Raw genomic sequence first — 509 nt, 5'->3', positions numbered from 1 at the left:
TTGCTGCCGCCGAACAGGTCCATGCGGTAGGGCACGCCCTCCACGGTGAACGTGCGTGTCAGCATGGCGCCAGTCGGAGTTCCCTTTAGCTGCACCGCCACCACCTTCACCGCGCCCGAGGTCAAGCGGTGGAAAATGGAATAGCGCAACTCGGCTTCGCTGGCCAGCGGCCGGCCTTGCATGTCGACCACCGGCAGCCGCATCAGTCCGGCATCGCCTTGCGGCGGTCTCGGCTCGTGGTCCATGGCCTGAAGGACCCGATGGACATCGAAGCTGGCGGCTGCATGCTGGGCCTGGACCATCGATGCGTTCTGCGCCATGAAGGTGTCGAGCGCTTCGAGCGGCTCCTTCGCCTCGATCTCGGCGATCACGTTCCAGCTCATGTAGGAAAGGTCGGCGTCGATGAGGGCGCGGGCGCTGTCCAGTATCTGCCTGGTCTTGCCTTGCAGCTCTTCCTGCCTGGCCTGCAAGGCTAGCGTGTCGCCCTCGACATAGGGCCGCCGGTAGAG

1 pseudogene is annotated in these 509 nt (G+C 65.0%); it reads right to left on the bottom strand.

Annotated elements, in window-relative coordinates:
• Positions 1-509, bottom strand: a pseudogene (locus NKI59_RS35060) (shikimate kinase); the annotation flags it as partial.

The organism is Mesorhizobium sp. M0598, from assembly GCF_040320865.1.
Lineage (GTDB): Bacteria > Pseudomonadota > Alphaproteobacteria > Rhizobiales > Rhizobiaceae > Mesorhizobium.
The sequence above is the reverse complement of the archived record's forward strand: the minus strand, read 5'-3'. Positions and strand labels throughout refer to the sequence as shown.